Genomic DNA, 26979 nt, shown 5'->3' on the forward strand with positions numbered 1-26979 from the left:
CGCCCGGTGTGTTGCGGCCTGTGACGCGCGTTGCCCCCCGGCGACGCCATGCGTGGCGAGGAGGCAGCGTGCTTCGGACGGCGGACCTCGAGTACGACCTGCCGCCGGAACGCGTGGCGGTGCGCCCCGCCGAACCGCGAGACTCGGCGCGCCTGCTCGTGCTCAGCCGGAGCGACCCCGACCGGCTCGATCACCTCTCCGTGCGCGACCTGCCCAGCCTGCTCCACCCCGGCGACATGCTGGTCGTGAACCGCTCGCGGGTGCTGCCAGCGCGCTTCGCCGGGGTGCGCGAGGACACCGGCGGCCGCGTCGATGGCCTCTACCTCCACGACGGCCCGACCCCCGGCACGTGGGTCTGCCTGCTGCGGGCGAGGCGGTTCCGCGAGGGAGCACGCGTGCGCGTGGAGCAAATGGCCAAAGAGCCAAAGGGCCAAAGGGCCAAAGAGGAGGAGCAGGGCGGGAAGAGCGAATCCGGCGTCGTCCTCGTGCTGCTCGAACGCGCGCCGGAGCCGGCGGGTGCGTGGGTCGTGCGCGTGGAGCAAATGGCCAAAGAGCCAAATGGCCAGAGGGCCGAAGAGGACGACGCCGGGGAGCGAGGCTTGCGTGCGCCGGAGGTGCTGGAGCGGATCGGGGTGGCGCCGCTGCCGCCGTACATCCTGGCCGCTCGCCGGGCGGCGGGCCTGGCGACCGATGCGCCCGAGGACCGGGAGTGGTACCAGACGGTGTACGCGGAGCGGGAGCAAATGGCAGGAGGGCCTAGGGGCGAAAGGACCGGGGAGAATCCAAGTGCTGCCGCCGGGTCGGTCGCCGCGCCGACGGCCGGGCTGCACTTCACCGATGCGCTGCTCCGCGAGGTCGAGGAGCGCGGCGTGCGCGTCGCCGGCGTGACGTTGCACGTGGGCGCGGGCACCTTCCGTGCGGTCGAGACGGAGTTCGTCGAGCAGCACCCCATGCACGCGGAGTGGTGCTCGATGACTCCGGAGGCCGTCGCCATGGTCCAGCGGACCCGGCGCGAGGGCGGGCGCGTGATCGCGGTCGGCACGACCGCCGGGCGCACGCTCGAGACCTACGCCGCCGAGCGCGAGCGCACCGGCGCGACGCCGCCGGCGGTCGAGACGCGCCTGCTCATCACGCCCGGCTACCCGTGGCGATGGGTGGATGGGCTGATGACGAACTTTCACCTGCCGCGCTCGACGCTGATGGCGATGGTCGCCGCGCGGCTCGGCGAGAGCGGCGTCGATCGGCTCAAGCGGGCGTATGTGCAGGCGATCAACAGCGGCTACCGATTTTATAGTTACGGCGATGCGATGATCGTGCTGCCGTAGTGAGAGCAGGGTCGAAGACGGGGCATGCAGGGCCCAGCCCAGCCCGGAACGGATCGTGGACGCGAGAGCATGAACCTGGTCAGACTTATCGAAGGGACGGGCATCCGCGCGGCGGGCGCGTGCGCCGGCGTCGCGATCCGTGCCGTCACAGAGGACTCGCGCCAAGTCCGGCCCGGCGGCCTGTTCATCGCCCGCCCCGGCACGCGCGCCGACGGCCGGGCGTTCATCGCGGACGCCGTCGCGCGCGGCGCGGCCGCCGTGCTTGCCGACCCAACCGTCGACACCGGCGCTATGCCGCCCGGCGCGACGCTGCTTGTCGCCGACGACGTACCCCTCGCCGCGGCCCGCCTCGCCGAGCGCTTCCACGGCGATCCGTCCACGCGCCTCACCCTCATCGGCGTTACCGGCACGAACGGCAAGACGACCATCGCCCACCTCGTGCAGCAACTCCTCATCGGGGCGGGCATGCCGTGCGGTCTGATCGGCACCGTCTTCACCGACGATGGCTCCGGCCCGCGAGTGTCCACGCTCACCACGCCCGCGGCCATCGACATCAGTGCGTCGCTCGCCCGAATGGTGGCGAACGGATGCCGCGCCGCCGTCATGGAGGTTTCCAGCCACGCCCTCGACCAGCGCCGCACAGCGGGACTTCGTTTCGCCGCCGCAGTCTTTACGAATCTCACCGGCGACCACCAGGACTACCACGGTTCGATGGACAACTACGCGGAAGCCAAGGCACGCCTCTTCGACGCGCTGCCGCCGAACGCCACCGCCATCGTCAACGCCGACGATCCGTGGCACGAGCGCATGATCCGATCGTGCGCGGCGGGTGTGGTGCGGTGCCGGGAGTGGAAGATGGCCAAAGGACAAGAGAGCCAAAGGGCCAAAGAGGAGAGGGTTACCGCGGCGGAAGTCATGGTCCTGACGACGGTGTCCTCGGGCATGAGGCTCCGCATCGGCGGGGCGTGGGGCCGGATCGAGAGCCTCGTCCCGCTTGTCGGCAGGCACAACGCCATGAACGTCCTGCAGGCGGTGGCCGCGGCACACGCGGCCTGCGCAATCCCCGGCGAGTCGATCGCCCGCTCTCTCACCACGCTCCGCCCGCCCCCCGGCAGGCTCGAACCCGCCCACCGGCCCGGCGACGGCGTGCGCGTCCTCATTGACTACGCCCACACCGACGATGCCCTGCGCAACGCCCTGCGCGCCGTGCGCCCGCTCGTCGATGCCTCGCGCGGCGAACGCCTCTGGATCGTCTTCGGGTGCGGGGGCGACCGCGACCGCACGAAGCGTCCGCGCATGGGCGCGGCCGCCGCGGAACTGGCCGACGCCGTCGTCGTCACCAGCGACAACCCGCGCCGCGAGCAGCCCGATGCCATCATCGCTGAGGTCATGTCGGGAATAGAGGGGGGGGTGTCGGACCGCGTGCTCGTCGAGCCTGACCGCCGTCGCGCCATCGCCCTCGCTGTTCAGCGGGCCGCCACCGGCGACTGGATCGTCATCGCGGGCAAGGGGCACGAGACCTACCAACTCCTCCCCGACGGCGCGGGGGGCGTGCGTCGCATCGACTTCGACGACCTGCTGGTGGCGCGGGAAGAGTTGCAGAGGCGGAAGGCCGAAGAGGAGAGAGCGGCGTGAGCAACGATCGCTTCTGGACGGCCGAGCGCGTCCAAGCCGCGGTCGGCGGCGAGTGGCTCGTTCGCCCGACCGCCGCCACCGCGCCGTTCGGAGCGTCCATCGACACGCGCACGCTGCGGCGGGGCGAGGTCTTCTTCGCCCTGCGCGGCGAGCGTACCGACGGGCACCGCTTTGTCGGCGCGGCCGCCGCCGCGGGCGCATCCATCGCCGTCGTCGAGGACGCCTCGTGCACCCCCGCCGCCGACCTGCCGCCGGGCTTCGCCGTCCTGCGCGTCCCGGACGCGGCGGGCGCGCTCCTCCGGCTCGGCGCGGAGCGACGCCGCGCGTTCGACGGCGTGCGCATCGTCGCCGTCACCGGCTCGAACGGCAAGACCACGACCACGCAGCTCGTCCGGGCCGCGCTCGAAGGGGGGGGGCTGCGAGGCTCGGCCTCTGTCAAGTCCTACAACAACGCACTCGGCGTCCCGCTCACACTCCTCGGCGTACGTGAGGGCGACCGCTTCGTCGTCTGCGAGGTCGGCACGAACTCGCCGGGCGAGATCGCCACGCTCGCCGCTGCGCTGCGCCCCGACGTGGCCGTCATCACAAGCATCGGCCGCGCCCACGTCGAGGCCTTCGGCTCCGTCGCCCGCATCGCCGAGGAGAAGTTCGACCTCGCCCGCGTCATTCCCCCCGGAGGCCTGCTCGTCTGGAACGCCGATGCCCCCTGCCTGCCCGGCCTCGTCGCCACGCTGCGGGGCGTGCGCACCGTCGGCATCGGAACCGGCGCGACTCCCGACCTCGGCGTCGTTGACATCGTGGAGCGCGAGTGTGGTGTCGAGTTCTGTGTTCGAGAACGCGATGCGAGCACAACGGGGCATGGAAAGACCCCGCCCCCAGGAACAGAGGCACCGCACCCGGTAACCCGGGCACCTTCTCGAAATCAGGAGCGATCACGCTTCTGCCTCCCGCTCCTCGGCCGCCATAACGCCGCGAACGCCGCGTTCGCCATCGCGGTCGCACGCGAGTTCGGCGTTCCGGATGGGGCTGTCCGCGAGGCTCTCGCCCGCTTCGCCGCACCGGGCATGAGGCTCGAACGCCGGTGCATCGCAGGCATCACCGTCCTCAACGACGCCTACAACGCCAACCCCGATTCCATGCTTGCCGGTCTCTCCGCGTTCGGGGGCGCATCCGTCGGCGCGGCACGGCGCGTCGTTGTCCTCGGCGAGATGCTCGAACTCGGGGCTGCCTCCGCGGACGCCCACCGCGAGGTCGCCCGTGCCGCTGCCCGCGTGGCCGATGCCGCCGTCTTCGTCGGCTCGCGCGCCGCCGACATGGCTGCCGCATGGCGCGACGCCGGAGGGGGGGGAACTCCGGCGGAAATCCCCGCGCTCGACAACGGCGGCGCGAGCGCGGTAGCCTCGCTCCTGAGGCCCGGCGACGCCGTTCTCCTCAAGGCCTCGCGCCGGATCGGCTTGGAGCGGGTCGTCGAGGCCCTCGCCGCCGCGCACGCCGACACACGCTGACCGCCAGGAAACCGCCCGGATGCTCTACCTCATCTTCGACGCACTCCGCGGCTGGCTGGACGACCTGGGCCTCTACGGCGTCTTCGGCCTGCTCGATCAGGTGCAGTTCCGCGCGCTCGCCGGCGCCGGCCTCGCCTTTGCCATCGTCCTGCTTCTCGGCCGCCGCGTCATCGCCGCGCTCCTGCGTCTCAAGATCGGCGATCCGGGCATGACCGATGCGGACGCCCTGCGCACCGTGAGCGCGGGCAAGGCCAACACGCCGACCATGGGCGGCCTGCTCATCGTCGGCGCGGCCCTCGTCGTCACGCTCCTCCTCGCCGACGTTTCCACACGCTGGGTCCAACTCGCTGTCGTCGTCATGGTCTGGATGGCCACTCTCGGCGGCGTGGACGACTGGCTCAAACTCACCGCCTCGCGCCGCGGCGTCAAGAGCAGGCAGGGCCTCTACGCCTGGGAAAAACTGGTCTTTCAACTCGGCTGCGGCCTCGTCGTGGGCTACTTCGCCTACGCGGCGGGCACCACCGGCGCGCCCGTCGAGGCCGCCCACACCGTCAACCTCCCCTTCCAGAAGACCTACGACACCGGCACGCCGACGCGCGAACTCTCCTCCTCGCTCATCGTCCTCACCATGCCGGCATACGTTCTCGTCGCCACGCTCATGGTCGCCGGCATGAGCAACGCCGTGAACATCACCGACGGCATGGACGGCCTGGCCGCGGGCATCAGCGGCGTCGTCGCGCTCGGCTCGCTCGCCCTCGCCCTCATCGCCGGCACGCAGAGCTGGGCGCAGACGCTGCTCGTCCCCTATGTCCCCGGCACGGCGGAACTGGCCGTCGTCGCGGGCGCGCTCGCGGGCGCGTGCCTCGGGTTCCTCTGGTTCAACTGCTCGCCCGCCCAGGTCTTCATGGGCGACACCGGTGCGCTCTGCCTCGGCGGCATGATCGGGTTCCTCGCCGTCGCCACACGGCAGGAGTTCGTTGTCCTGCTCATGTGCGGCGTCTGCCTCGCCGAGATCGGGTCCGTCGTCATCCAAGTCGGTTGCTTCAAGCTCACCGGCGGCCACCCCAACGGCAAACGCTTCTTCCGCGTCGCCCCCTACCACCACCACCTCCACCTGGGCGGCTGGACCGAGCAGCAGGTCGTCGTCCGGTTCTGGATCGTCACCGCCGTGCTCACTGTGATCGCGCTCGCATCCATCAAGGTGCGATGACACGCGAGCCGCGACCACCGCGGACCCGAAACGCAGCCGGCGTCAGAGGCCCAGCGCTCGCGTCATCAGCATGGCCGCCCAGGTCACGACGAACGCGATCAGCCCCAACACGGAGACCCCGACGAGCACCGTCAGGCACCCGCGCGTGTTTGAGACCCGGCCGGTGCGCGACGCGGGCGCACCGGCGTTCGGCGCACCCCTCGGGGGCGCCGGAGAGACGGAACCGGATTGTGAGGGCATGGGGTGGACGGCCCGGGCTGTGCCTCGCCGTGCGACTCGCTGCGGCGTGCCTCGGCCTGTGCGACGCCGCTCGCCCAGGGCGAACCGCGTACACGATCATGCTAGCTCGTTCGAACCAGCCCCGCCCTACCATCCCCCGTGTTCAGCCCCATCCCCGAAATCCTCGACGAACTCCGCGCCGGACGCATGATCGTCCTCACCGACGACGAGGACCGCGAGAACGAGGGCGACCTCGTCCTTCCCGCCCAGTTCGTCTCCACCGAGGCCATCACCTTCATGCTCAGAGAGGCCAGGGGCTACCTCTGTCTCTCCCTCACCGAGCACGACTGCGACCGCCTCGAACTCACCGCCCAATCCCCCGTCAATACCTCCGTCCGCGGCACGCCCTTCACCGTCTCCATCGACGGCCATCCCAAGCACGGCTTCACCACCGGCGTCTCCGCACGCGAACGCGCCCGCACCATCCGCCTCGCCATCGACCCCGCCTCGCGCCCGGACGACTTCGTCCGCCCCGGCCACATCAACCCCCTCCGCTCCCGCGCCGGCGGCGTGCTCGTCCGCACCGGCCAGACCGAGGGCAGCATCGACCTCTGCCGGCTCGCCGGGCTGCACCCTTCGGCCGTCATCATCGAGATCATGCGCGATGACGGCGAGATGGCACGCCTCTCCGACCTGCAAGCCTTCTCCGCCCGCCACAACCTCAAGATGTGCTCCGTCGCACAGATCATCGAGCATCGCCTCGCGCGCGAATCACTCGTCCGCAGAATGGAGCCGCGCGGCGGCTCGCCGATCCGCACCAGCGAAGGCGAGTTCACGCTCATCGCTTACGAGAGCCTCGTGGATGCAGTGCCCCACGTCGTCCTCGCGGCGGGCGGCGTCGGCACGCTCGACGCCTCGGGCAGACCCGTTCCCATCGCCGAGCCGACGCTCGTCCGCGTACACCGCCGCCACCTCCTCGGCGACGTCTTCGGCGACCCCACCTCCTCCCCCGAAGGTCCCACCGGCGACACCCTCCGCGGCGCCATGCGCCTCATCCAGCGCGAAGGCCGGGGTGCGGTCGTCTACCTTCGCCCCGAGGGCGTTGGCGACGGCCTCGCACAGCGACTCCAAGCCATCCGCAGACCCACCGGACCCGAAGAAACCCCCGACCTTACCCGCCCCGGTACCGAGACCGTCCCCCTCCACGCCCGTGAGATCGGCACCGGCAGCCAAATCCTCCGCGACCTCGGACTCAGCCGACTCCGGCTCATCACCAACCACGGCACCGACTGGCCTGGACTCGATGCCTTTGGTCTCGAAGTCGTCGAACGCGTCCCCGTCCGCCCCTCGACTAACGCTCACGACTTGGCGCCCGCCCGACCCGACCGGCCCTGACTCGCCCACAAGGAGGGCTTCGTCCCGGAGGGGTGGAGAGCCTTGAAGGCCCTGTCTCTCTTTGCCCATTGGGACCACCTTGACTTCGGGGACTGCCCCGTCTACAAACCGAACAAATCATGCTGCGCCGAAAGTCGCACGGCCCGGGGTCGGTGCCGGCGGGCATGGAACCCACACAAGGAGATCGACATGGGCTGCTGTTTTGGAAGAACGGGCGTGGTGGCGTTGTGCGCGGCGGGCATCGCAGTCGCTGCTGGGCTGGGTGTCGGATTCGCGGGCAGGCAGGCACCCGGGGCCGCAACCATGCGCGCGGTCTCGCAGCCGGAAGAGATCGACATGGCCCAGATGATGGAGGCCATGAAGAAACTCGCCACGCCCGGCAAGCCTCACGAGCAACTCGCGCAACTCGCGGGCGCCTGGAAGGCCGAGGCCAAGTTCTGGATGGGCGGCCCGGAGCCGACGGTCGAGCACGGCCGATGCGAGTACGACGTCGTTCTCGGGGGCCGCTTCCTCCGCTCGCACTACAAGATGACCTTCATGGGCGAGCCGTTCGAGGGCATCGGCTTCCTGGGCTACGACAACCTGAAGCGTGAGTACGTCTCCGTCTGGTTCGACACCATGAGCACGGCCGCGTGGATCCAGACCGGCCAAGCCGACGAGGCCGGCACGACGATCACGATCGAGGGCGTTGCCGAATCGCCCATGGGCGAGTCCCCCATGCGCAACGTCTGGAAGATCGAGAGCAAGGACCGCCACGTCCTCGAGTTCCTCGAGCCGGACCCGCAGAACCCGGGCGAGTGGCACGTCACCGGCGTCATCACCTATACGAGGGAGAGGTGAGCCTTGGACGAGACGACAAAGCATGACATCTCCGCCGGGATGAACATGCTGTGCGAGCACCACGAGTCCTTCAAGCCCTTCGTCGGAACGTTCCGCGCCGAGGTCAAGATGTGGATGGGGCCGGGCGATCCGATGATCACCACCGGCACGATGACCAACTCGCTCGCCCTCGGCGGCAAGTTCCTCGCCCAGGACTACGCCGGCGACCCCACGCCCGGCCCCTTCGGGAACTTCGCCGGCAAGGGCTTCTGGGGCTACAACACTGTTGACAAACGCTACGAGGGCGTCTGGATCGACACTGCCTGCACCTTCATGATGACCGAGCAGGGACGGCGCGAGCCTGACGGCAAGACCTGGACCATGCTCGGCTCCATGACCAACCCGGAAACCGGCGCGCCCATGCGCAAGAAGTCCGTCATCCGCCTGCGCGACGCCGACCACCACTCCATGGAGATGCTCTTCGAAACCCCCGACGGCCAGTGGGCCAAGAGCATGCACATCGAGTACGCGCGAAAGCGCTGAGTGCGTCCTCGCGCGGAGGCCCGAAGCGCGCGGAGAGAAGCAGGAACGTCCTGGAGGAGCAAAGGGGGCACAGCCATCATGCCCGTGCCCCTTTTTCTTTCCTCTCCGCGCCTCTGCGCCTCCGCTTGAGTTCGCTCTACCTCAGCCCGCCCCCGATGTTCTCGAACAGCTTGTCCGGCCGGCTGAGGTTGTTGATCAACTGGTTCCCGATCAGGTCCACCGCCACGTCCGTCTTCGGGTCCGCGATCGGCCCGCGCGTCCGAAACGGCACGTTCGTCAGCGTGTTCAGCCCCGGCAGCACCCTCCCGGGCAGGTTCAGCAGCCCGCTGCCCAGGACATCCAGCGTCTCCAGCGCCACCGCCCCCGCCGGCACCACCGTCAGCACCTCCATGTGCCCGGGCTCGAGGAAGTTCTTCGCGTCGCGGTCCGAACCCGAGCGGATCTTCACACGCCGGCTGCTCAGGTTGATCACGCCCTCCGTGTGCACCGTGAACTCACCCAGCGGCAGCGGGTAACGGTCGAACGTCACCACCCCGTCCCGCATGTGGAACTTGATCGCGGGCATCCGGCGTCCCACCTGCCCCGCGTCGCGCTGCTGCACCACGCGCAGCACCTTCGAGAACATGTCGCTCGTCGCGAAACTCGCGGTGCCCAGGTCCAGCGTCAGGTCACCGTTCAGCGCGTCGAACGTCCCGTCGATCGGCACCACGACCGGTGAGTCCAGCGTCACTCGCAGCGGCTCGTCTCGCTCGGTCTTCTCGAAGCGCGACACGATCGGGATCGCCGCACGGAACCGGTCCGTCAGGTCCGTCGTCACCCGCGAGACCGTCGCGTTGCTCGCGGGATCGACGACGAAGACGCCGTTCGCCATTCGCCCCTGCACCGTCGCGTTCGCGTTCGGCGAACCTGCCGACGCCCGCAGCATTCCCGCGTTCTTGGACAGGTTCTGCGCCGAAGCCGAGAAGTTCACTCGCTCGCCCAGGGCATCGACCAGCAGCCCGCCCTGATTCGCCAGCCCGTCCAGCAGTTCCGTCGGGATCGGCTCGATCCCCGCCTCGACGTTCACCACCGCCGTCTCGAACGACGGGTTCCCCGCCTCGTCCGCGAACCGCGCGATCGTTCCGGCGATCCGGCTCTTCGTGGGGCGCACCTCGGGCCGGTCGCCCAGCGTCCAACGCGGCACGTCCATCGTGAACGCCAGCTCACTCGGGTTGGACCCGCGCCGAACGTCCAGCGCGACCCCGCCGATCTTCAACGCCACGCCCTCGTCCGTTACCAGCGACGTGTCCGGCAGCGCAGCGCTCGCCTGCACGTTGAACGTCGGCGCTCGCAGCGGCCCCGTCCCCTCGCCGAGCGGAACCACGAGCCGTTCGAGGCGCACGACCGCAGGCGTGGGAGCCGCAAAGGCCAGAGAGCGCGGGCGTCCGTCCGGCGGTGGAGCAAACACCCACCTGTTTCCCCACTCGGGATGGATCATCGCCCGCACCTCGGCGGGCGCGGACAGTTCCATCCGGTCCGCGTGCAGAGCGACCGAGATCGGCGCGGCCGTGTTCACTCGCTCCGAGACGATCGCCAGCGAGAACATGTCCGGCTGTGCGGACGTACCCGAGCCGGGAGCGCCGGCGAGCGAGCGCAGCGTGGCGGAGGCGTCGATGCGCGCCGTCGGTCCGAGCGCACCGGCGAGCAGTCCCGGGCGATCGAGCACCTTGTCCACCCAGGAGGTCTTGACCTGGTCGAGCGTGAACGAGGCCTGCGCCGGCCCGGCGAGCGCGCGTGCCTTGACGGGCGCGGCGCCCTTGCCGGCGAGCGTGAACAGCACGCCCTCGGCTGTCAGGAAGCCGCGGAGGACAACGTTGGCCTCCGCCACGCCGCCGCGGTCGCCCAGAGCGCCCGCCGGCAGGTCGAGCGTGATGCGCATATTGTCGATCCGCATGTGGTCTACGCGAAGGGGGGGGCTTCCTTCGCCCATCGGCACGGTCACGCCTCGCATGGGAATGAGACCGCGCACCTCGACCGCCGCCTTGCCCTGGGTGCGTTCCCAGTCCGGCGAGCCGTCCGGGGCAAGCGCGATCGTCAGGCCGCCCACGCTCAGGTGAAGGTCCGCCACGTTCGACAACCGCGGCAGCGACGCGGGATCGGGCGCGAACGCATCGATGAGCAGTTCCGCGGCCCTCGGCTTGACTTTCGCCGCCACGACCGCCCGTTCGAGCGCGACCGCCGACGGCGAGTACCGGCCCGCCAGCGTTGCGTTCCCCTCCGCGTACGCCACGCGGGCGTCGATCCCCGTCGTGTCGTCTGCTGGCTTCACCTCCGCGTGCACGTCGATCGTTTCACCCGCGATCTCGCGGGCAATCGTCAGCGTGTCCGCCTGCCGCTCGCCCACGCGCCGCAACTCCGGCGGCAGCACCTCCACCAGCGCGACCGGCACGCCGACCAACGCGATCGTCCCGGCGGGCTTCACCCCCGCCGCATCGATGGAGTCCATCACCGACCCGCCGGCCCCCGGATCGCGGATCAGACCGTCCAGCGTCGCCCTCGCCTGCGCCGTGAACGGCTTGTCGCGGTGCGTCATCGTCGCGTCCAGCTCCACGCGCGGCGCGCCCTCCGGCGCCGCCTTCATCTTCGCCCGCAACTCGCTCAGACCCAGCGGCACCGGCTGCACCCGCGGCGTCACGCCCGGCGGCAGCGGGTCGTACGTCGCCGACAACTCGCCCGCCGTCACCGTCGCCTCGAACCGCGAGCGATGCACCACCGGCATCATCGACTCCGCGTCGAACGGCACGCGAAGATCGCTCACCACCGCTCGCGCCCACCCGGTTGTTCCGACGCGAACTCGTGTCTCCGCGGGCACCAACCTCCGCAGGACCGGCCCCGGGCGGCGCAGCGCGATGACCACGCCCTCCTCCCGGTTCGAGAGTTCGTTGTCCGCCCACCGCAGCGGCGCGGTCACGTCCGCGTGCCGCGATCGCACCGTCAGGTCCAGGTCCGCCGCCGGCGCTCCCGAGTCATCGAACGTCGTCGCCGCCACCGCCAGCAGCGACACAGTCGGCCCCAGATCGTCGGGCAGGTTCAGACCCGCCGCGGTCAGCGCATCGGCGAGGAACGACTGCACCAGCGACGACGAAACGTCTCGCACGCTCACGCGACCGTCCACCGTGCGCGGCATGCCGGGGCGGCCCGCGGTGTCCAGCAGCCCCCCTCCTCGCACCCCGACCTCCACCACGCCCGCCGACTCACCGTCCACCTTCGCAGACGCTCGCAGGTCCACCGTCGGCGAATCCGGGTTGGCCGCGCCGACGCGCAATGCGAGCGGCGCGAGTTCAACACGCCGCGACGGCTCGCTCGGACCAGGCTGCCACTGCGCCCGCGTCTCGCCCACGTCCACTTCGACTATCGCCGACACCCCGCGCAGGTCCGGCCCGTCCGGCGACGCCAATCCCGCCACCCGCGCCGACGCCGACGGCACGCGAATCTCCACCCGTGCGCCCTCCGACACCGACACGCCGCGCGCCGACAGCAGGCGATCCAGCGCGGGCGCGGCCGAACGCACCAGCACGCGCACGCCATCGCCACGAGTCGAGACCGTTTCGCCGTCGTACGCCAGCGCGGCGTCAACCTCCACGTTCGCCGAGCGCACCGCCGCCGTCACCGCGCCTGCCGACGCTGACGGGTCCGCACCCGGCATCGCCTCGGCGCGCACCGAAACGTCCACCGTCGGCCCGAGGTCTGTGCCAAGGTCGATCGCCGCGCCCGCGGGCAACGACGCCTCCACCATCTCCGCGAACGGTTGCAGGATCGGCGTAGCAAACCCCGTCAGATCGACCGACCCCTCCACCCGACCCGGCAGCCCCGCCCGCGGCGCGCCCGCATCATCCAGCAGCCCCGAAGCCGACAGCACGATCCGCAACTCGCCCGCCGGCTCGCCGCCGATCGTCGCCTTCGTCCCCCCCCCCACGCGCACGCCCGACGCCAGGTCCGTCGCGTCGATGCGCACCTCCATCGGCTCGACCGCGAAGGGCTTTCGCGGCGAGGCCGGCAGCAGCGCGGTCCCCTCCACCGCGCTCGTCGCCAGCAGCAGCGTCGCCGAGGCCCGCCGAAGGTCCGGCGGCCCCCCCCCCAGCGGCACCGGCAGGGCGGCGACCTCCGCCTCGACCCGCACCGTCGGCAGCCGCGTGAACGCCACCGACTCGTCTGCCTCGAACGCCGCCGCGAGCATGGGGAACATCGCCGCCAGCGCCTGCGCATCCGCGCTCAGGGTCGCCGGCCTCACCGTTCGCGCCACCCCCCCCTCCAGTGCGATCTCGCCGCCCGTCTCCACGCCCGGCAGCGTTACCTCCCATGCCAGCGACCCGTTCGCGTTTTCCGCGTCCACCTTCCCGGCCGCATCCGTCAGCCCGTCAACCCGAGCCGTGATCTTCAGGTTCCCGCCGTCGGTCAGCGTCGCCGCGCTTGCCCCGGTCTGCGTGCGGGCCGTCAACTCCAGCGTCCACGGCCTGCCGACTTCGACGCTCGCGCTCCCGCGCAGGTCTCGGATCGCCGCGGCCGCGATCGTTCCCCCCGTCCGCTCCGGCAGCGATTCGTCCACCACCGTTACCGACACGCCCTCCACCGCCAGCGCGGCCCGCAACCCCGCCGGCAGCACGACCGGCTCCGTGCTCGGCACCGAGGGGGGGGCGGGCGTCGCAGGCGCGGTCGCCCGCTCCACGTTCGTCGAGCCGTCCGCCCGCCGCACCACCGTCGCGTGCCCCGACACCACCACCCGCCCCGCATCGCGCCAGTTTGTCGCCAGACCGAGCAGCCCGCGCTCAACCCGCGCATCCAGCACCGCGACCTCGCCGCCCTCGGGGTCCACCAGCCGCAGGCGCTCGACGCGCTGCGAGCCGAACCACGACAGCGAGACCTGCCCGATCTCGACCCGCCCCGCGATCGCCCCGGATGCCGCACGCTCCACCCGCGCCCGCACGATCGGCCCTGCGATCATCGGCCCCACCGCAAGCAGAACGACCACAAGCGCCGCCACCACGATCAGGACGCGCACTACGCGCCTCCGCCGCCGCGGCTTGCCCGCGCCACCACCGCTGCCTCTCCCGGTTGCCCCGCTGGATCCAGCACCCGCCGTTGCCTTCGCCATGGCCCCTCACCCTCCGCGCTCGAACCCCGTGAAAGGGTACCGACCCGACCCCCGGCCGGCTGCCCGCGATGACCCCCAGCGTCCGGGTGTTGTACGGAACCGTCGTGGCGTGATACGAAGCACGCGCCTCGCGCTTGCCCATGAGCATCGCTGCTGCCGTCGATCAGAAGGAACCCGAGGGTCAGGTCTGAGCGTGCCGGCGCTGAACGCTACCGGTCGTCCGCCTTGGCGATCTGCCACTCTTCGAGGTCGATCGGCGCCTGGCGGCCGAAGATCGTCACCAGCACGCGCACCATGCCCTTGTCCGGGAAGAGTTCGTCGATCGTCCCTTCGTAGGACTGGAACGGCCCTTCCTTGATCAGCACGTGCTCGCCCTTCTCGAACGTCAGCTTGACCGTCGGCTCCTCGTCCGGCTTGCGCGAGTCGCGGAGCATCTTCTCGATCTCGTGCTCCTTCATCGGCGTCGGCCGACCGGCCGTGCCCACGAAGTCCCCCACCCCCGTCGTCTCCTTGATGAGGAAGAAGACGTCCTGCGGGATGCGCCCGTCCGGCTCCAGCCGCATCTCCACGAACACGTACCCCGGGTAGAGTTTCGTCTCCGTGATCTTCTGCTTCCCGCCCTTGATCGTCTTGGTTTTCTCGGTCGGCACGAGGATGCGCTTCACGAGGTTCGTCATCCCCTCGATCTGCACCTTGCGGAGCAGTGTCTCGCGGACCGAGTTCTCCTTGTTCGAAGCCACGCGCAGTACGAACCAGTCCATCCCCTCGTGACGGACAGGCTCCTCCTCGGGGATCAGGTCCGCCTTCTCGTTCGGGCGGCCGTCGAAGGCTGGGGCGGTCGTCTGCTCGGCGGTCGTGCGCTCGTGCTCGGACATGGTGCGGTCTCCCGGCCGCGGGCGCGGCGGTGGAGGGTTGGAGCGAAGCGTCGGTCAGCGCTCAAGCACGCCGACCGCGTCGAAGAACGCGGCGAAGGCCTGATCCACCACGTACAGGAACCCGGCGATCAGGACGCAGGCGACGATCACCACCCACGTCGAGCCGATGACCTCGCGCCGGGTGGACCAGTTCACCTTCTTCATCTCGCCGTCGGTCGCGATCAGGAACTCGACCGCGCGCGGGCTGCGGGCCGTAAACCGGTAGATCAGCCACATGCCGACCAGCAGCACCACCGCCACCATCCCGGCCTGGAGGTACAACTGCTCGAACAGGGGCACGGCCGAGACGCTCGCGATCGACGCCTCGAACCCGCCGTCGCCCCGGAACGCGATGATGGCCGCCGGGCTGGTCCCGTCGCGCAGCACGGGCGGCTCGACGATAAGCGTCCCGCCCGCCTCGAGCCGATCGATCGAACGCACCACCGCCTCGCCGAACGAGGCCCGCTGCGCCGTCACCGGGTCGATCGCCAGCGCGTCGAGCCGCGCTCCGGCAGCGGTCGCCCCCTGCGTCGGCCCGAGGGTGTAGCGCCACGCGCCGGCCGGAATCTTGATGAGCGCGGCCTGACTCCACACCCATGCCGCGCACGCGAGCAGCAGCACGCCCGCACCAACGGCCGTCAGCACGCGGACCCAGTACCCCTGCCCCGGCTTGTAGATCCCGATCGCCATGCTCGGCCCCACCGGCAGGCCCGCGCCCGCCGTCGTGTCGTTTCCATCCCAAGCACGCCAAGAGGGACTCGAACCCCCAACCTGCGGATTTGGAATCCGCTGCTCTACCAATTGAGCTATTGGCGTATCAATCACCAGGCATCAGGCATCAGGGAGGGCAGAAGCAACCTGGCTCCCAGTGCTCGATGCCAAATGCCTCTCTACTTCCGCTTGATCTTGTGTGTCGTGTGCTTGCGAAGTCGTGGGCTGTACTTGCGCAGGCCCTCCTTCAACTTCTCGGGCAGGCCGCCCTTGGTGTTGACGCTCGTGCGGTAGTTCAGGTCGCCGCACTCGGTGCACTGCAGCCAGACGTACTCGCGTGCCACCGCTTTCTTCTTGGCCATGGTCGAGCGGTCCTTTCCGTTCGGGGCATCTACCCCGGTCGTCAAAGCGGCCCGCCGGGGATCTCCCGACGGGCCGCGCCGATTCTAGGCCTGCCCCTCGGCTCGGCGCCGATCCGGGGCGTGATGGACCCCCGCCCGAGCGGGGGAGTCGGTCACTCCAAGATCTCGGTGACGGTGCCGGAGCCGATGGTCCGGCCGCCCTCGCGGACGGCGAAGCGCAGCCCCGGCTCCATGGCGACGGGCTTGTCGCCCAGGTCGATGACCATGGTGACGTTGTCGCCGGGCATGCACATCTCGGCCTTCTTCCCGCCCTCGCCCTGCAGCTCGAGCACCCCGCCCGTAACGTCCGTCGTGCGGAAGTAGAACTGCGGCTTGTAGCCCGGGAAGAACGGCGTGTGACGCCCGCCTTCCTCCTTCGTCAGCACGTAGACCTGGCCCTTGAACTTGGTGTGCGGCTTGATCGAGCCGGGCTTGCAGATGACCTGCCCGCGCTCGATATCGTTCTTCTCAACGCCGCGCAGCAGCACGCCGACGTTGTCGCCAGCCTGCCCCTGGTCGAGCGTCTTGTTGAACATTTCGACGCCGGTCACGACCGAGTTGCGGTTCTCGCGCTGCAAGCCGACGATCTCGCACGCGTCGCCGACCTTGATGACGCCGCGCTCGATGCGCCCCGTCGCCACCGTGCCGCGGCCCTTGATCGAGAACACGTCCTCGACCGACATCAGGAAGGGCTTGTCCACCTCGCGGGCGGGCTCGGGGATGTAGCTGTCGATCGCCTCGAAGAGCTCGTCGATGCACTTCCCGGCCGTGTCGTCACGCGGGTTCTCGACTGCGGCCTTCGCGTTGCCGCGGATAATCGGCGTCTTGTCGCCCGGGAAGTCGTACTTGTTCAGCAGGTCGCGGACCTCCATCTCGACCAGTTCCAGCAGTTCGGGGTCGTCAACGAGGTCCACCTTGTTCAGGAACACCACGATGTAGGGCACGCCGACCTGACGGGCGAGGAGCACGTGCTCGCGGGTCTGCGGCATGGGACCATCCGCGGCGGAGACGACGAGGATCGCCCCGTCCATCTGGGCCGCGCCGGTGATCATGTTCTTCACGAAGTCGGCGTGGCCGGGGCAGTCCACGTGCGCGTAGTGGCGGTTCGCCGTCTCGTACTCCGTGTGCGACGAATGGATTGTGACGGTCTTGTTCGCGTCGCGGACCGTGCCGCCCTTGGTGATTTCCGCGTAGGTCTTCACCTGCCCGCCGAACTTGACGGCGGAGCGGGCCGACATCGCGGCTGTCAGCGTCGACTTCCCGTGGTCGATGTGCCCGATCGTGCCCACGTTGACGTGCGGTTTGGTGCGCTCGAAGGTGCCCTTGGCCATGTCCGACTACCTCCACAGGTTCCGGTTGTCTCCCGGCGACGATCCCGCCGGCCGGCTGGGCCACCGCCCAGGGGTTGTACGCTCGATCCTCCGCGGGAATACAGGCCCGCCCGTCCCGGCCGCCCCACCTCGCGGCCCCTACCACACTACGCCCGGTTCAGCAGGACAAGCCGCTGATGGGATTTGAACCCATGACCTCACCCTTACCAAGGGTGCGCTCTACCACTGAGCTACAGCGGCACAATCGCCGCCCAGCTGGCCACCGAGCGAGCACGGATGATACCCGGAGCCCCCAGACGGTCAACCGGCCCAGCCACGCCCCGGAACCGCCCGCCTCAGTCCCCGTCCGCCAGTTCAGGCCTCGGCATCAACTCGTACCGGTCGCTCGGCCCAGGCCCGAAGACCACGAACCGGATCGAACCGTCGAACGCCGCCATGTTCCCCCCCGACGGCTCCGAGTGCCACGACGCATCCAGCACACCCTGCTTCGGACCCTCGGCCCCGGACGCGATGTACCAGATGGGGTCCGCAACGAGCAGCAACCGGCTCGGCTGGGCGGTCACCTCCGCGACCTTCAGCGGGCGTGCCAGATCGTCGATCCCCGCCCGCGTCGAGTCCAGCAGGAACGTGTTCGCCCGGTACGACGTCCCGAACGCCTCGAAGCACGTCCGATCGTCCAGAACCGACTGCTTCGGTGCGTTGCGAGGCCCCTTCAGATAGATGCCCACGTCCGCCGGGCAGGCGAACGTTCTCGCCACGCGCCCGCTCTCTGCGTGCGCCTCTCCCGCCATGTAGGGATTGATGGGCCTCTCCGCGTCCAGCACGGCCAGCTCCCCGCCGCCGAGAAACCGCACCCCGCCGTACTGCCAGTCCGGCTCGTCCGTGTGGCGTGGAAACTGTTCGTGTTCCTGGAAGTAGGCATGCCACCCCAGCCCGATCTGTCGCAGGTTGTTCGCGCACACCGCCTCGTGCGCGATGCTGCGCGTGTGCCCGAGCAGCGGCAGCAGCAGGCCGACCAGGATCGCGACGATCGCGAGGCTGATGATCAGCTCGACCACGGAGAACCCGCGCCGCGAACGGTGACGACCCTGCACCACTCGGGAACCTCCTGTGCGTTCCATCTTAGCGGGCCGCGCTCCCTCGCAACAGCGTCCCGCCCCGAGGGAACCTCCGCGATTTGAGCTGCACCGCCTTATGTCCGGATCGTCGAGAGCGACGCCACGGCAACCAGGCCGAGCACCACCGTCGGGACGAACACCCCCACGGCTGCCGGCAACCCGGGCACCGGCGCGGACGCACCCAGTATTCCCCCGAGCAACGCCACGATCGCCACGGGCGCACACCGCAGCGTCCGAGCGACCATGTTACCGGGCGTGCGAACAAGAAAAAACGGCAGAGCGATCAGCAACGCGAGCACGTTCGACGCCATGATCGACACCCGGCCCCACCGCTCGCGCTGGATCTGTTCCCGCCTCGCTCGCACCTCGGGAGCGTCTCGGTCCAGCCGGTCGAGCACGCGGAGCATCTGCCCGAGTTGGCGCCAGCTCAGCGCGTGCCGATAGGCGTCGTGCCGACGGACCCGCAACTCCGTCGGGTCCAGGTTCGTCTCGATCCGCTCCACCCGCACGGGCTGCTCGGCCTTGTTCGTCCGCGACTCGGCGATCCCGCCGTCCAGGTCCCAGCCGCCGGCCCGCCATCGCGCCCGCTCCGCGTGAATCCGGCGGATCGCCATGCCCTGCGTGTCGCGCTCCCAGACGTAGACGTCCTCCAGCACTCCCGTGTCCGCGTCGAACGCCCTCGCGTACCACACCCGCCCGAGCGTGTCCGCGACCAGCGGCACGCGCGACGCCCCCATGGCGTGCTGCCCGGCCTGCCCCGTGTCTCGAGCCAGCAGCGGCGCGATGCGCGGCAGCGCGAACTCCTGGTTCAGCGCCTGCACGCCGGTCATCACGAGCGCGACCGCAAGGATCGGCGCGGCCACACGCCGCAGGCTCAGCCCGCTGGCCAGCATCGCGACCAGTTCCCGGTGTCGCACCAGTTGCGTGAGCGTGAAGCCCATCGCGGCGACCATCACCAGGCCGAGCATGAAGTTGAACAGCTGCAGCAGACGGGGCCACCAGAGGTCCGCCACCAGGAACGCGGTCACCACGGCCACCCGTGCGCCCGAAGGCTGCGCGTCGCTCCCCGACTGCGCCAGTTTCGTCGCGTTCGCGATGAACCTGTGCACATTCAGCGAGACGTCGATCGCCACCACGAAACTGAACAGCAGCACGAACAGCACGACCACGTTCACGAGGAACTGCCGCGCGATGTACCGATCCAGCAGCCTCATCCCACCCGCTCCCAGCGCGGCAGCGCGGAGCCGCCCCACCCCCACCGTCCGGACAACCCCCGCCACCACCACCGCGACGCGACCCAGCCAAGCGCGGCCCCGCCGTAGACGTCCGACGCGAAGTGTGCCCCGGAGAGCACCCGTGTCAGCCCGCACCCGCACGCCAGCACGAGCGCGAGCCATCGAAGGGGGGGGTACGCGGCCGCCAGCGCGAACGCCCCCCCGAACGCCGTCGCCGCGTGCGAGCTGGGAAACCCGAGGTTCGACGAATCGATGAACGCCCCGAAGGGCGCGCGGAAGACGTACCCCTGCCACGCCCCGTCCACGCCCGACACCTCCGGGCGCTCGCGCCCGACGAGCATCTTCACCGCCTCGGCCACGAGGCCTGCCGTCAGCGCGCCGAGCACGACCGTCGCCGCCCGACGTGCCGCGGCACGGTCATCCCCCCCCTCTCGTCCCAGGAGCACGATCGCAGCCCCGACCGACAGCCATGCCGGCAGGTAGCCCGCCGTGCGCAGCATCTGGTACCAGTCTTCGAGTTCCCCGGCCGCCCTCCGCTCCGGCGGCCACGTGATCGCGTCGTACACGGCCCGGTCGAGCAACGAGACCGCGAGCAGACCGAGCAGCGCCAGCGCGCCGGCCGTCATGGCCCGCGAACGCCGCATCTGCCGCTCGGCCACCGTGCGATGGATCACCGCTCGCCCTCCTCCGTCCCCTGCCGCGCCGCCGCGCCGAACCCACGGTATCCGATCCCCACGAACACGAGCCTTCCTGCCTTGCTCTCCCCGCGCAGCTGAGGCCCCGGCTCCACCCGCTCGAACGCAGGCCGCCACTGTTCGATCGTCGCCCCCGTCAACAGCGCGGGCCTCCCGAGCAGCGCTCGCTCCACTTCCGGGTTGCGCAGGTCCGTCTCGGGCCAATGGTCGTACTGCGTCGCCCGGCCTTCGGTCAGGCTGCTCGCGCAGTACACCGTCGGCCGGCCCGGCAGGTAGAACGCCATCTGGCTCGCGCGACCGTACTGCTGCGCGATCACGAACGGCTCAACCCCCGTGCGCTCGCGCAGCGCGTCGAGACGCTGGGCCGCGTCCGCCGCGCGCTCGTCCGCTCCCCCCATCCGACCCTGGGGGAACATCCACCCGACGAGGGGCGCCTTCGACAGCAGGTCGATCCGCAACGCCCCCAGCCCGATCACCAGCCCCAGCACGACCGAGACGTCCCAAGCGATCTGCCGGTGCGACTCCGGCTTTCGACGCACGATCCCAGCCCAAGGACGCTCACCGCGGGGCAGCGCGCCCCACGCCGTGCGCCGGCGCAGCACGTCGTCCATCGCGTCCACGACGCCCCACCCGCAGAGGGCCGCCATCGTCACGTAGCCCGCCATCGGCCAGTTCCCCTCGGGTTCGGTCAGGAAGGACACCGCCACGTAGATCGCCAGCACCGGCGCGCCGCAGACGATCAGGAACGCCCGCCCCGGCCACGCCGGCTCGCTCCGCCGCCGGATCGCCACGACCGCGCTGTAGACGCCGAGCAGGAGCGGCGCGCCGGCCAGCGCGATCTGCCCGCCCAGGAACTCGAGAGTCCATTTCGGGTTGTAACGCCAGCCCCCCCCCTCCGCCTGCGTGGGCGCGACGTCGCCCCCGGGCAGCCCGAGATGCCCGAGCAGATGATGCACGGTCGGCCACCCGTGCGCCGCGTTCCACGCCGCGACCGGCGCGACGCCCAGCAGCCCCACGCTGACGCCCGCCGCTACCCACCCCCACCCCGCTCTCGGACGCGATGAACCGCGCCGGATCAGCGTGTACCACGCAAGCCCCGGCACGAGCAGGACGACGACATACTTGAACAGAAAACCGACCGCGAGCACGGCGCCGAGGGCAACCCACGCCGGACCCGACCCGCGCTCGATCGCGCGCCACCCCGCCCAGCACGCCGCCGCCCAGCACGCCACCATCGGCCCGTCGATCGTCATCAGCAGCCCGACGACCTGGAACACCGGCATCAGCAGGAACACGCCCGCGGCGAAGAACCCCGCGCGTCCGTCCCGGCAGGCGTCGCGTGCCAGCCCCGCCACGCAGAGCGCGGACGCACCCGACGCGAGCGCCGCCGGCAGCCGCACCGCCCATTCCGAATCGCCGAAGAGCCGCGTCGAGGCCGCGATCAGCCACGCCACCCCCGGCCCCTTCGAGTAGTACGACAGCGCCAGCCGTCGGCTCCACTCCCAGTAGTGCGCCTCGTCCTCGATCAGCGTGTACGGGCAGAGCCAGACGAGATACACGATCCGCAGCGCGGTGACGCTCAGCACGAGCAGCAGCGTCGCACGCCACCCGCTCGCCCACGGCGCGAACGTGCGAACCCCTGCTGTGGACGCTGCATCCGACACTAGTGCTTCCTCAGCCCTCGGTACGCCACGAGCGTGTACGCCGTCAGCCCTCCGACCCCGCCCCACAGCATCAGCAGGCCCGGCGCGCCCGTGTTGTGCACCAGCGACTGCCCCCCGCTGATCGTCAGCACCGCCCCGAGCGCGGGGAAGAAACTCCAGAGGTACACCGTCAGCGGCAGACTCGAACGCAGCCTCACCGCCGTCACCGCCCCGGTGATGACCATCACGAAGCAACTCGTCGCCATCGCCCAGCGCTCGTGCTGCTTGCTCGTGATCTCGCGGTCCAGGTGCTCAAGCCGACGCTTCAACTCCCGCGTCGGCGGGAGCAGGAACGGGTCCGCGCGCTCGCCCGTCACCCTCGGCCCGGCCATCGCGAGCAGGCGCGGCGCGTCCAGCGCCAGCAGCGAGGGCAGCGGGTTCTGACCGGGCCGGATGTTGTCCAGCACGCGCTCCGCCAACTGCCCGCCGGGCGCCTCGCCCATCGTTCCCGGCTCCGCGCCCGCCCCGCGCGCCGCGAAGCCGCGCAGCGTCAGCCGCAGCGTCAGGTCGCGGTCCTCGAGCCGAGGTCCGCCCATGTGCGTCGCCAGCCACGCCTGCTCCGCCACGATCTCCGTCACCCCCCCCCCGCCCGGTTCTCCGCCAGGACCGAGCCGCCACACCTCGACGGCGACCGGCGCGCCATCGCGCGCGGGGATCAGCCTCCACGCCCGCTCGGGGTGATCCCACGCGATCCCAGCCGCACGCACCACGATCGGCTCGCCGTTCGCCCGCTCGAGCCGAACCCGCCCCTGCGACACCAGCGAGTCGTTGATCGCGTCCGTCGTCGCCCGCTCGGCCAGGTGGTACGCCAAGTCGCGCGTCCGCGTGCGGATGAAACTCATCCGGTCAGGCTCGTTGCGAAGACGCCGAAGTTCACCGAAGGTCAGGAACTTCGGGTCGTCCTCGAACGCGCTGGGCACCACGAAACTGAACGGGCGCAGCTGCTCGAACAGGATCAGCGTTTCGTCGCGCCGAACCCCCGACCCCTGCTCCGGCCGCACCCACGCCAGGCTCTGCCTGCGCCCGTGCTCGTCCTCGTCCGGGACGACGACGATCGGCGCCCGCCGCACCACCGCCTCGTCGCGGACGTCGCCGAACCGGTCGATGTCCAGAAACACCACGCCCCCGAGCACGAGGTACTGCGTCGCTCCCATCTCCGCAAGCCTCGGGTCCGCCTTCGGATCGACCTGCACCACCGTGTCCGCATGGATCATCAGCGACCCGATCTCGACCGACTGTCCCCGCTCGAACGACCGCACCATCAGTTTCGTTACGTCCTGACGGACGACCTGCTCCATCGAACGCAGGAAGTGCGGGATCACCCACTCGTTGAGCAGCAGCAGCACGCCCGCCAGGACCAGCCCCGACGCCACCGCGGGCGCGAGCACGCGCCCGTGGCTCACCCCCCCCGCGTGCGCCGCCAGCACCTCGTTGTCCTGCGCCATCCGGTGGAACGCGAGCGTCGCCGCGAACCCCGACGCGAACGGCAGCGCGTACGCCAGCATCGGCGGCATCGCCAGCAGCACGAACCGGATCGCCTCCGCCGGTCCCAGCTTCCCGTCCGCCAGCGGCTTCACCGCCGCGGCGAACGAGATCACCGTCACCAGTACCGCCGTGGTGAGCAGGAGCAGCCGCCACAACTCCGCCGTCGTGTGCCGCCAGAGCGTCCAGGGGGCGGTTCGGATCATGGTCAGACGCATCACGCGCACGAGCGATCGCCCGCCCGTTCAGCCCTTCTTCTGGTAGTACTCCAGGTTCACCTGGATGTACTTGCTCCACTCCGGCGGCAGGTCTTCCTGCGGGTAGATCGCCTTCACCGGGCACTCGTCCACGCACAGACCGCAGTCAATGCACGTGTCCGGGTCGATGTACAACTGCTCCGCCGTCTCGAACTCCGGCTCGTCCTTCGTCGGGTGAATGCAGTCCACTGGGCACACGTCCACACACGACGTGTCCTTCGTACCGATGCATGGCTCGCCGATGATGTGCGGCATGGCAAGGCGACTCCGCGTGAATGCTCCGCCAGGCCCGCTCCCGGGCCTGCGCCGCCGATCATAGACGGCCACGCTCGGACCCGTGCCCCGCCTCACCCCCGCACGCCGACGACCACAGACTCCGGTACGCCGACTCCACCCGCCGGCACGCGCCAGCCGCGTCGCACAGGGGTGACCGTGCCACCCGGTCGCGCAGCCCGCCTCGCAGCGACGCAAGCCGTTCCCGATCCCGCGCCAGCAAGACCGCCGACTCAACGAACGCCTCCACCGTCGGCGCGCACAAGTCCTCAAGCCCCACTGCGCGCAACAGGCTCAGCCCCACCCGCGACGCGTGCGCGCCGCCTGCCACAGTCACCACCGGCACGCCCATCCACATCGCCTCGCACGTCGTCGTCGTCCCGGCATACGGGAACGTATCCAATCCCACGTCCACGCGGCCGTACACCTCCAGGTGCTCGCGCTGGCCCGGCGTCGGCCCGAGCAGGTCGAGCCGCGATCGTTCCACGCCGCGCCCCTCGAAGAACGCCGCGATTCGTTCCCGCGCCCGCGCGTCCGCAAGCCCCATGTTCTTCAGCACGAGCCTCGACCCGGGCACACGGCGCAGCACGTCCGCCCACGCCGCGAGCGTCCATTCGCCCATCTTCGGCAGCGTGTTGAACGAGCCGAACGTCACGACGCCCGACGACTCCACCGGCCCCCGTCGCACGTCGGGTGAATCGTCCAGCGGCCGATAGCACAGGAAGCACGGGTCGAGCCGCACCAGCCGTTCCATTGCGAGCCGCTCCGCGCCGTCCGGATCCGTCGCGCTGTCCACGAGCCTCGCGTCGATCGCGGGCACGCCCGTCGTCGCCGGGTAGCCGATCCACGTCGCCTGCACAGGCGCGGCCCTCGCCGCCAGCGCGCCGAGCCGGTTGCCCACCGTGTGCCCGCCCAACTCCACCAGCACGTCGATCCCGTCCGCGCGCACGCGTCGCACCAGCGCGTCGTCGCTCATCCCGGCGGCGTCCACCCAGGCGTCCGACTTCGACCGGATCCGTTCCGTCGTGTCGTCGCGCCGCGGCGCGGTCATGTAACAGGTCACGTGCACTTCGTCGCGGTCGTGGCGCTCCACGATCGGCTCGATGAAGAACGCCACCGAGTGCGCCCGGAAGTCCGACGACACGTACCCCACCCGCAGGGGCCGCTTGCCCGCGTCCGACGGTCGCATCGCGGGCGGTGTGCGCCCGCCCGAGACCAGCCGCCCCAGCCGCCGGTGCAACTCGAACACCTCGTCCGCCGACGCATTCGCGTCGTAGTGCAACGCGCTCACCAGTTGCCGAAGCGCTTCGGCGTCCGCGGGCGCGATCGCGACCGCCTCACGCAGGGCGGCCACCGCTTCCGTCACGCGCCCCGCCGCCAGCAGCGCGCCGCCGAGGTTTACACGCAGTCTCGCGTCGCGCGGGTTCGCCGCCGCCCCCACGCCCGCCGCCTCCGCCGACTCCTCGTTCCGGTCCTGGAGCGTGAGCACACGAGACAGGCCGAGCGCGCCAGGAACGTACGCCGGGTCGATCTCCAGCGCGCGCCGATACGCCGTCTCCGCCTCCTCCAGCCTGCCCAGCGCGGCCAGCGCGTTGCCCAGGTTGTTGTGCGGCCCGGGCGCATTCACCGAAAGCGACGCCGCTCGCCGCAGCGCCCGCTCCGCTCCCGCCGCGTCCCCGGACTCCAGCAAGATCACGCCAAGGACGTTGTGCGCGTTCGCGTTCCCCTGCGCCGCCGCCACTGCCCGGCGCGCCGCGGCCAGGGCCTGCGCCGTGCGACCGGCGCGGTGCAGTTCGATCGCCTGCTGGATCGCCCGGTTCGGATCAGCCAACGCTGCGCCCCGCCAACTCGCCCACGAGCGACGCCACGAACGCCCGTGCCTCGCCGTCCGCCTCCATCACGTCCGCGAGCGTTCGTACCGTCCGCGGCGCGATCGCTTCCATCGCCTCTCGCACGATCTCCACGATCCGCCCGAATGGGATCAACCTTGTCCGCAAGAAGGCGTCCACAGCCGCCTCGTTCGCCGCGTTGAATACCGCGCCCGCCGTGCCCCCCACCTCGACCACGCGCCGCGCCAGCCCGATCGCCGGGAACCGCTCCTCGCACGGCGTCTCGAACTCGAACGTCCGCAGGCTGTCGAGGTCCAGCGAACGCCCGCACCCCGGCAGCCGCAACGGCGCGCAGAGCGCGTGCTGGATCGGCACGCGCATGTCCGGCGCGCCCAGCTGCGCGATCGCCGACCCGTCCGCCAGTTCCGCGATCGCGTGCACGATCGATCCCGGATGGATCAGCACCCCGATGCGGTCCGCGCCCAGCCCGAAGAGCCAGTGCGCCTCGACGACCTCCAGCCCCTTGTTCACCAGCGTCGCCGAGTCGATCGTGACCTTCGCGCCCATCGACCAGGTCGGGTGCGCCAAGGCCTGCTCGGGCGTCGCGTCGTACGCCCGCGCAGAGGTCCACGTCCTGAACGGCCCGCCCGACGCCGTCAGCACCAGCCGCTGAACGCACACGGGCGCGATCATCGGCGGCCAATCCGCGCACCCCGGCAGACCGGCGAGACACTGCCACGCCGCCGAGTGTTCGCTATCGACCGGCAGCAACCGCGCGCCCGCTCGCTGCGCCGCCGGCACAACCAGCGCGCCAGCGGCGACCAGCGTTTCCTTGTTCGCCAGCGCGACGTCGCGCCCCAGTTCCACCGCCGCCAGCGTCGCGGGAAGCCCCGCCACGCCCACGATCGACGCCAGCACGACGTCCGACTCGACCTCGCGCACCAGCGCCTCGGCGGCGCCAGGCCCGACCCGGCAGCGCACGCCCTCGACGCCCCCCCCCTCCGCCAACGCGCACTCACGCACGCCGAACTCACACGCCTGCTCCGCCAGCAGACCCGCGTTCCGGCCGGCCGCCAGGCCCACCACCTCGAACCGCACCGGCGATACCCCGGCCCGGTGCAGCCCGTTCAGGTGCCGCACCACTTCGAGCGCCTGCGTCCCGATCGACCCCGTCGAACCGAGCACGATGAGCCGGCGCACGCTGAGCATCTCCGTTCCCGATGTCGCGCCCCGCCCGGCCATCCCGCG

At 70.7% G+C, this 26979-nt stretch carries 20 protein-coding genes and 2 tRNA genes; 7 read left to right on the plus strand and 15 right to left on the minus strand.

Annotation, left to right across the window (positions count from 1 at the left end):
- The first annotated feature begins 68 nt into the window (after positions 1-68).
- The 7 genes from FBT69_10485 to FBT69_10515 all read left to right on the plus strand — a co-directional run bounded on the left by FBT69_10485 (position 69) and on the right by FBT69_10515 (position 8651).
- A complete protein-coding gene (locus FBT69_10485; GenBank protein MDL1905220.1) occupies positions 69-1325 on the plus strand; it encodes an S-adenosylmethionine:tRNA ribosyltransferase-isomerase in 1257 nt (418 codons plus the stop codon).
- A 24-nt stretch (positions 1326-1349) separates the two neighbouring features.
- Positions 1350-2960, plus strand: a complete 1611-nt coding sequence (locus FBT69_10490) for a UDP-N-acetylmuramoyl-L-alanyl-D-glutamate--2,6-diaminopimelate ligase (protein MDL1905221.1) — start codon at positions 1350-1352, stop codon at positions 2958-2960.
- A complete protein-coding gene (locus FBT69_10495) occupies positions 2957-4465 on the plus strand; it encodes a UDP-N-acetylmuramoyl-tripeptide--D-alanyl-D-alanine ligase (protein ID MDL1905222.1) in 1509 nt (502 codons plus the stop codon). The genes FBT69_10490 and FBT69_10495 overlap by 4 nt, the downstream gene beginning before the upstream one ends.
- Before the next feature lie 19 nt (positions 4466-4484).
- Positions 4485-5675 carry a phospho-N-acetylmuramoyl-pentapeptide-transferase gene (locus FBT69_10500; GenBank protein ID MDL1905223.1) on the plus strand — a complete coding sequence of 397 codons (1191 nt, stop codon included), beginning with the start codon at positions 4485-4487 and terminating at the stop codon, positions 5673-5675.
- A 426-nt stretch (positions 5676-6101) separates the two neighbouring features.
- Positions 6102-7289 (plus strand): 3,4-dihydroxy-2-butanone-4-phosphate synthase, encoded by a 1188-nt coding sequence (gene ribB, locus FBT69_10505; GenBank protein ID MDL1905224.1) that lies wholly within the window; start codon positions 6102-6104, stop codon positions 7287-7289.
- A 189-nt stretch (positions 7290-7478) separates the two neighbouring features.
- Positions 7479-8129: a DUF1579 domain-containing protein gene (locus FBT69_10510; GenBank protein MDL1905225.1), complete on the plus strand. Its 651-nt coding sequence runs from the start codon at positions 7479-7481 to the stop codon at positions 8127-8129.
- A gap of 3 nt (positions 8130-8132) precedes the next feature.
- Positions 8133-8651 (plus strand): DUF1579 domain-containing protein, encoded by a 519-nt coding sequence (locus tag FBT69_10515; protein ID MDL1905226.1) that lies wholly within the window; start codon positions 8133-8135, stop codon positions 8649-8651.
- A 136-nt stretch (positions 8652-8787) separates the two neighbouring features.
- On the opposite strand, the gene FBT69_10520 is transcribed toward FBT69_10515, so the two are convergent.
- The 15 genes from FBT69_10520 to FBT69_10590 all read right to left on the minus strand — a co-directional run bounded on the left by FBT69_10520 (position 8788) and on the right by FBT69_10590 (position 26973).
- The gene (locus FBT69_10520) at positions 8788-13689 is read right to left on the minus strand and encodes a hypothetical protein (protein MDL1905227.1); all 4902 of its coding nucleotides are present in this window, start codon (positions 13687-13689) and stop codon (positions 8788-8790) included.
- A gap of 302 nt (positions 13690-13991) precedes the next feature.
- Positions 13992-14657, minus strand: coding sequence for a transcription termination/antitermination factor NusG (gene nusG / locus FBT69_10525; GenBank protein MDL1905228.1), 666 nt, complete (start codon positions 14655-14657; stop codon positions 13992-13994).
- A gap of 54 nt (positions 14658-14711) precedes the next feature.
- Positions 14712-15386 carry a preprotein translocase subunit SecE gene (gene secE / locus FBT69_10530; GenBank protein ID MDL1905229.1) on the minus strand — a complete coding sequence of 225 codons (675 nt, stop codon included), beginning with the start codon at positions 15384-15386 and terminating at the stop codon, positions 14712-14714.
- A 53-nt stretch (positions 15387-15439) separates the two neighbouring features.
- Positions 15440-15512, minus strand: a tRNA-Trp gene (locus FBT69_10535).
- Positions 15513-15586: 74 nt separating this feature from the next.
- A complete protein-coding gene (rpmG, locus tag FBT69_10540) occupies positions 15587-15769 on the minus strand; it encodes a 50S ribosomal protein L33 (GenBank protein MDL1905230.1) in 183 nt (60 codons plus the stop codon).
- 152 nt (positions 15770-15921) lie between these two features.
- Positions 15922-17139 carry an elongation factor Tu gene (gene tuf / locus FBT69_10545; protein MDL1905231.1) on the minus strand — a complete coding sequence of 406 codons (1218 nt, stop codon included), beginning with the start codon at positions 17137-17139 and terminating at the stop codon, positions 15922-15924.
- Between the two features lie 168 nt (positions 17140-17307).
- Positions 17308-17379: transfer RNA gene (locus FBT69_10550), tRNA-Thr, on the minus strand.
- 95 nt (positions 17380-17474) lie between these two features.
- Complete coding sequence (locus FBT69_10555) at positions 17475-18260, minus strand: DUF1559 domain-containing protein (GenBank protein MDL1905232.1); 786 nt, start codon at positions 18258-18260, stop codon at positions 17475-17477.
- 71 nt (positions 18261-18331) lie between these two features.
- The gene (locus FBT69_10560; GenBank protein MDL1905233.1) at positions 18332-19471 is read right to left on the minus strand and encodes an LptF/LptG family permease; all 1140 of its coding nucleotides are present in this window, start codon (positions 19469-19471) and stop codon (positions 18332-18334) included.
- Positions 19468-20166 (minus strand): phosphatase PAP2 family protein, encoded by a 699-nt coding sequence (locus FBT69_10565; GenBank protein ID MDL1905234.1) that lies wholly within the window; start codon positions 20164-20166, stop codon positions 19468-19470. The genes FBT69_10560 and FBT69_10565 overlap by 4 nt, the downstream gene beginning before the upstream one ends.
- The gene (locus FBT69_10570) at positions 20163-22103 is read right to left on the minus strand and encodes a hypothetical protein (protein MDL1905235.1); all 1941 of its coding nucleotides are present in this window, start codon (positions 22101-22103) and stop codon (positions 20163-20165) included. The genes FBT69_10565 and FBT69_10570 overlap by 4 nt, the downstream gene beginning before the upstream one ends.
- Positions 21851-23590 carry an LptF/LptG family permease gene (locus FBT69_10575; GenBank protein MDL1905236.1) on the minus strand — a complete coding sequence of 580 codons (1740 nt, stop codon included), beginning with the start codon at positions 23588-23590 and terminating at the stop codon, positions 21851-21853. Before FBT69_10575 ends, FBT69_10570 begins: the two co-directional genes overlap by 253 nt.
- Positions 23591-23617: 27 nt before the next feature.
- Positions 23618-23884 carry a ferredoxin family protein gene (locus FBT69_10580; GenBank protein ID MDL1905237.1) on the minus strand — a complete coding sequence of 89 codons (267 nt, stop codon included), beginning with the start codon at positions 23882-23884 and terminating at the stop codon, positions 23618-23620.
- A 58-nt stretch (positions 23885-23942) separates the two neighbouring features.
- Positions 23943-25733, minus strand: a complete 1791-nt coding sequence (locus tag FBT69_10585; GenBank protein MDL1905238.1) for a tetratricopeptide repeat protein — start codon at positions 25731-25733, stop codon at positions 23943-23945.
- Entirely contained in the window at positions 25726-26973 is a 1248-nt protein-coding gene (locus FBT69_10590; GenBank protein MDL1905239.1) for a 1-deoxy-D-xylulose-5-phosphate reductoisomerase, read from the minus strand. Before FBT69_10590 ends, FBT69_10585 begins: the two co-directional genes overlap by 8 nt.
- Between the last annotated feature and the right edge of the window lie 6 nt (positions 26974-26979).

This window comes from Synechococcales cyanobacterium CNB, assembly GCA_030263455.1.
Taxonomy (GTDB): Bacteria; Planctomycetota; Phycisphaerae; order Phycisphaerales; family UBA1924; genus CAADGN01.

What these genes read in the sequence shown, in the direction of transcription:
- FBT69_10490 (MDL1905221.1), top strand. Translation starts at nt 1,350, where the DNA reads ATGCAGGGCCCAGCCCAGCCCGGAACGGATCGTGGACGCGAGAGCATG.
- FBT69_10500 (MDL1905223.1), top strand. Translation starts at nt 4,485, where the DNA reads ATGCTCTACCTCATCTTCGACGCACTCCGCGGCTGGCTGGACGACCTG.
- ribB (MDL1905224.1), top strand. Translation starts at nt 6,102, where the DNA reads ATGATCGTCCTCACCGACGACGAGGACCGCGAGAACGAGGGCGACCTC.
- FBT69_10510 (MDL1905225.1), top strand. Translation starts at nt 7,479, where the DNA reads ATGGGCTGCTGTTTTGGAAGAACGGGCGTGGTGGCGTTGTGCGCGGCG.
- nusG (MDL1905228.1), bottom strand. Translation starts at nt 14,657, where the DNA reads ATGTCCGAGCACGAGCGCACGACCGCCGAGCAGACGACCGCCCCAGCC.
- secE (MDL1905229.1), bottom strand. Translation starts at nt 15,386, where the DNA reads ATGGCGATCGGGATCTACAAGCCGGGGCAGGGGTACTGGGTCCGCGTG.
- rpmG (MDL1905230.1), bottom strand. Translation starts at nt 15,769, where the DNA reads ATGGCCAAGAAGAAAGCGGTGGCACGCGAGTACGTCTGGCTGCAGTGC.
- tuf (MDL1905231.1), bottom strand. Translation starts at nt 17,139, where the DNA reads ATGGCCAAGGGCACCTTCGAGCGCACCAAACCGCACGTCAACGTGGGC.
- FBT69_10555 (MDL1905232.1), bottom strand. Translation starts at nt 18,260, where the DNA reads ATGGAACGCACAGGAGGTTCCCGAGTGGTGCAGGGTCGTCACCGTTCG.
- FBT69_10560 (MDL1905233.1), bottom strand. Translation starts at nt 19,471, where the DNA reads ATGAGGCTGCTGGATCGGTACATCGCGCGGCAGTTCCTCGTGAACGTG.
- FBT69_10575 (MDL1905236.1), bottom strand. Translation starts at nt 23,590, where the DNA reads ATGCGTCTGACCATGATCCGAACCGCCCCCTGGACGCTCTGGCGGCAC.
- FBT69_10580 (MDL1905237.1), bottom strand. Translation starts at nt 23,884, where the DNA reads ATGCCGCACATCATCGGCGAGCCATGCATCGGTACGAAGGACACGTCG.
- FBT69_10590 (MDL1905239.1), bottom strand. Translation starts at nt 26,973, where the DNA reads ATGGCCGGGCGGGGCGCGACATCGGGAACGGAGATGCTCAGCGTGCGC.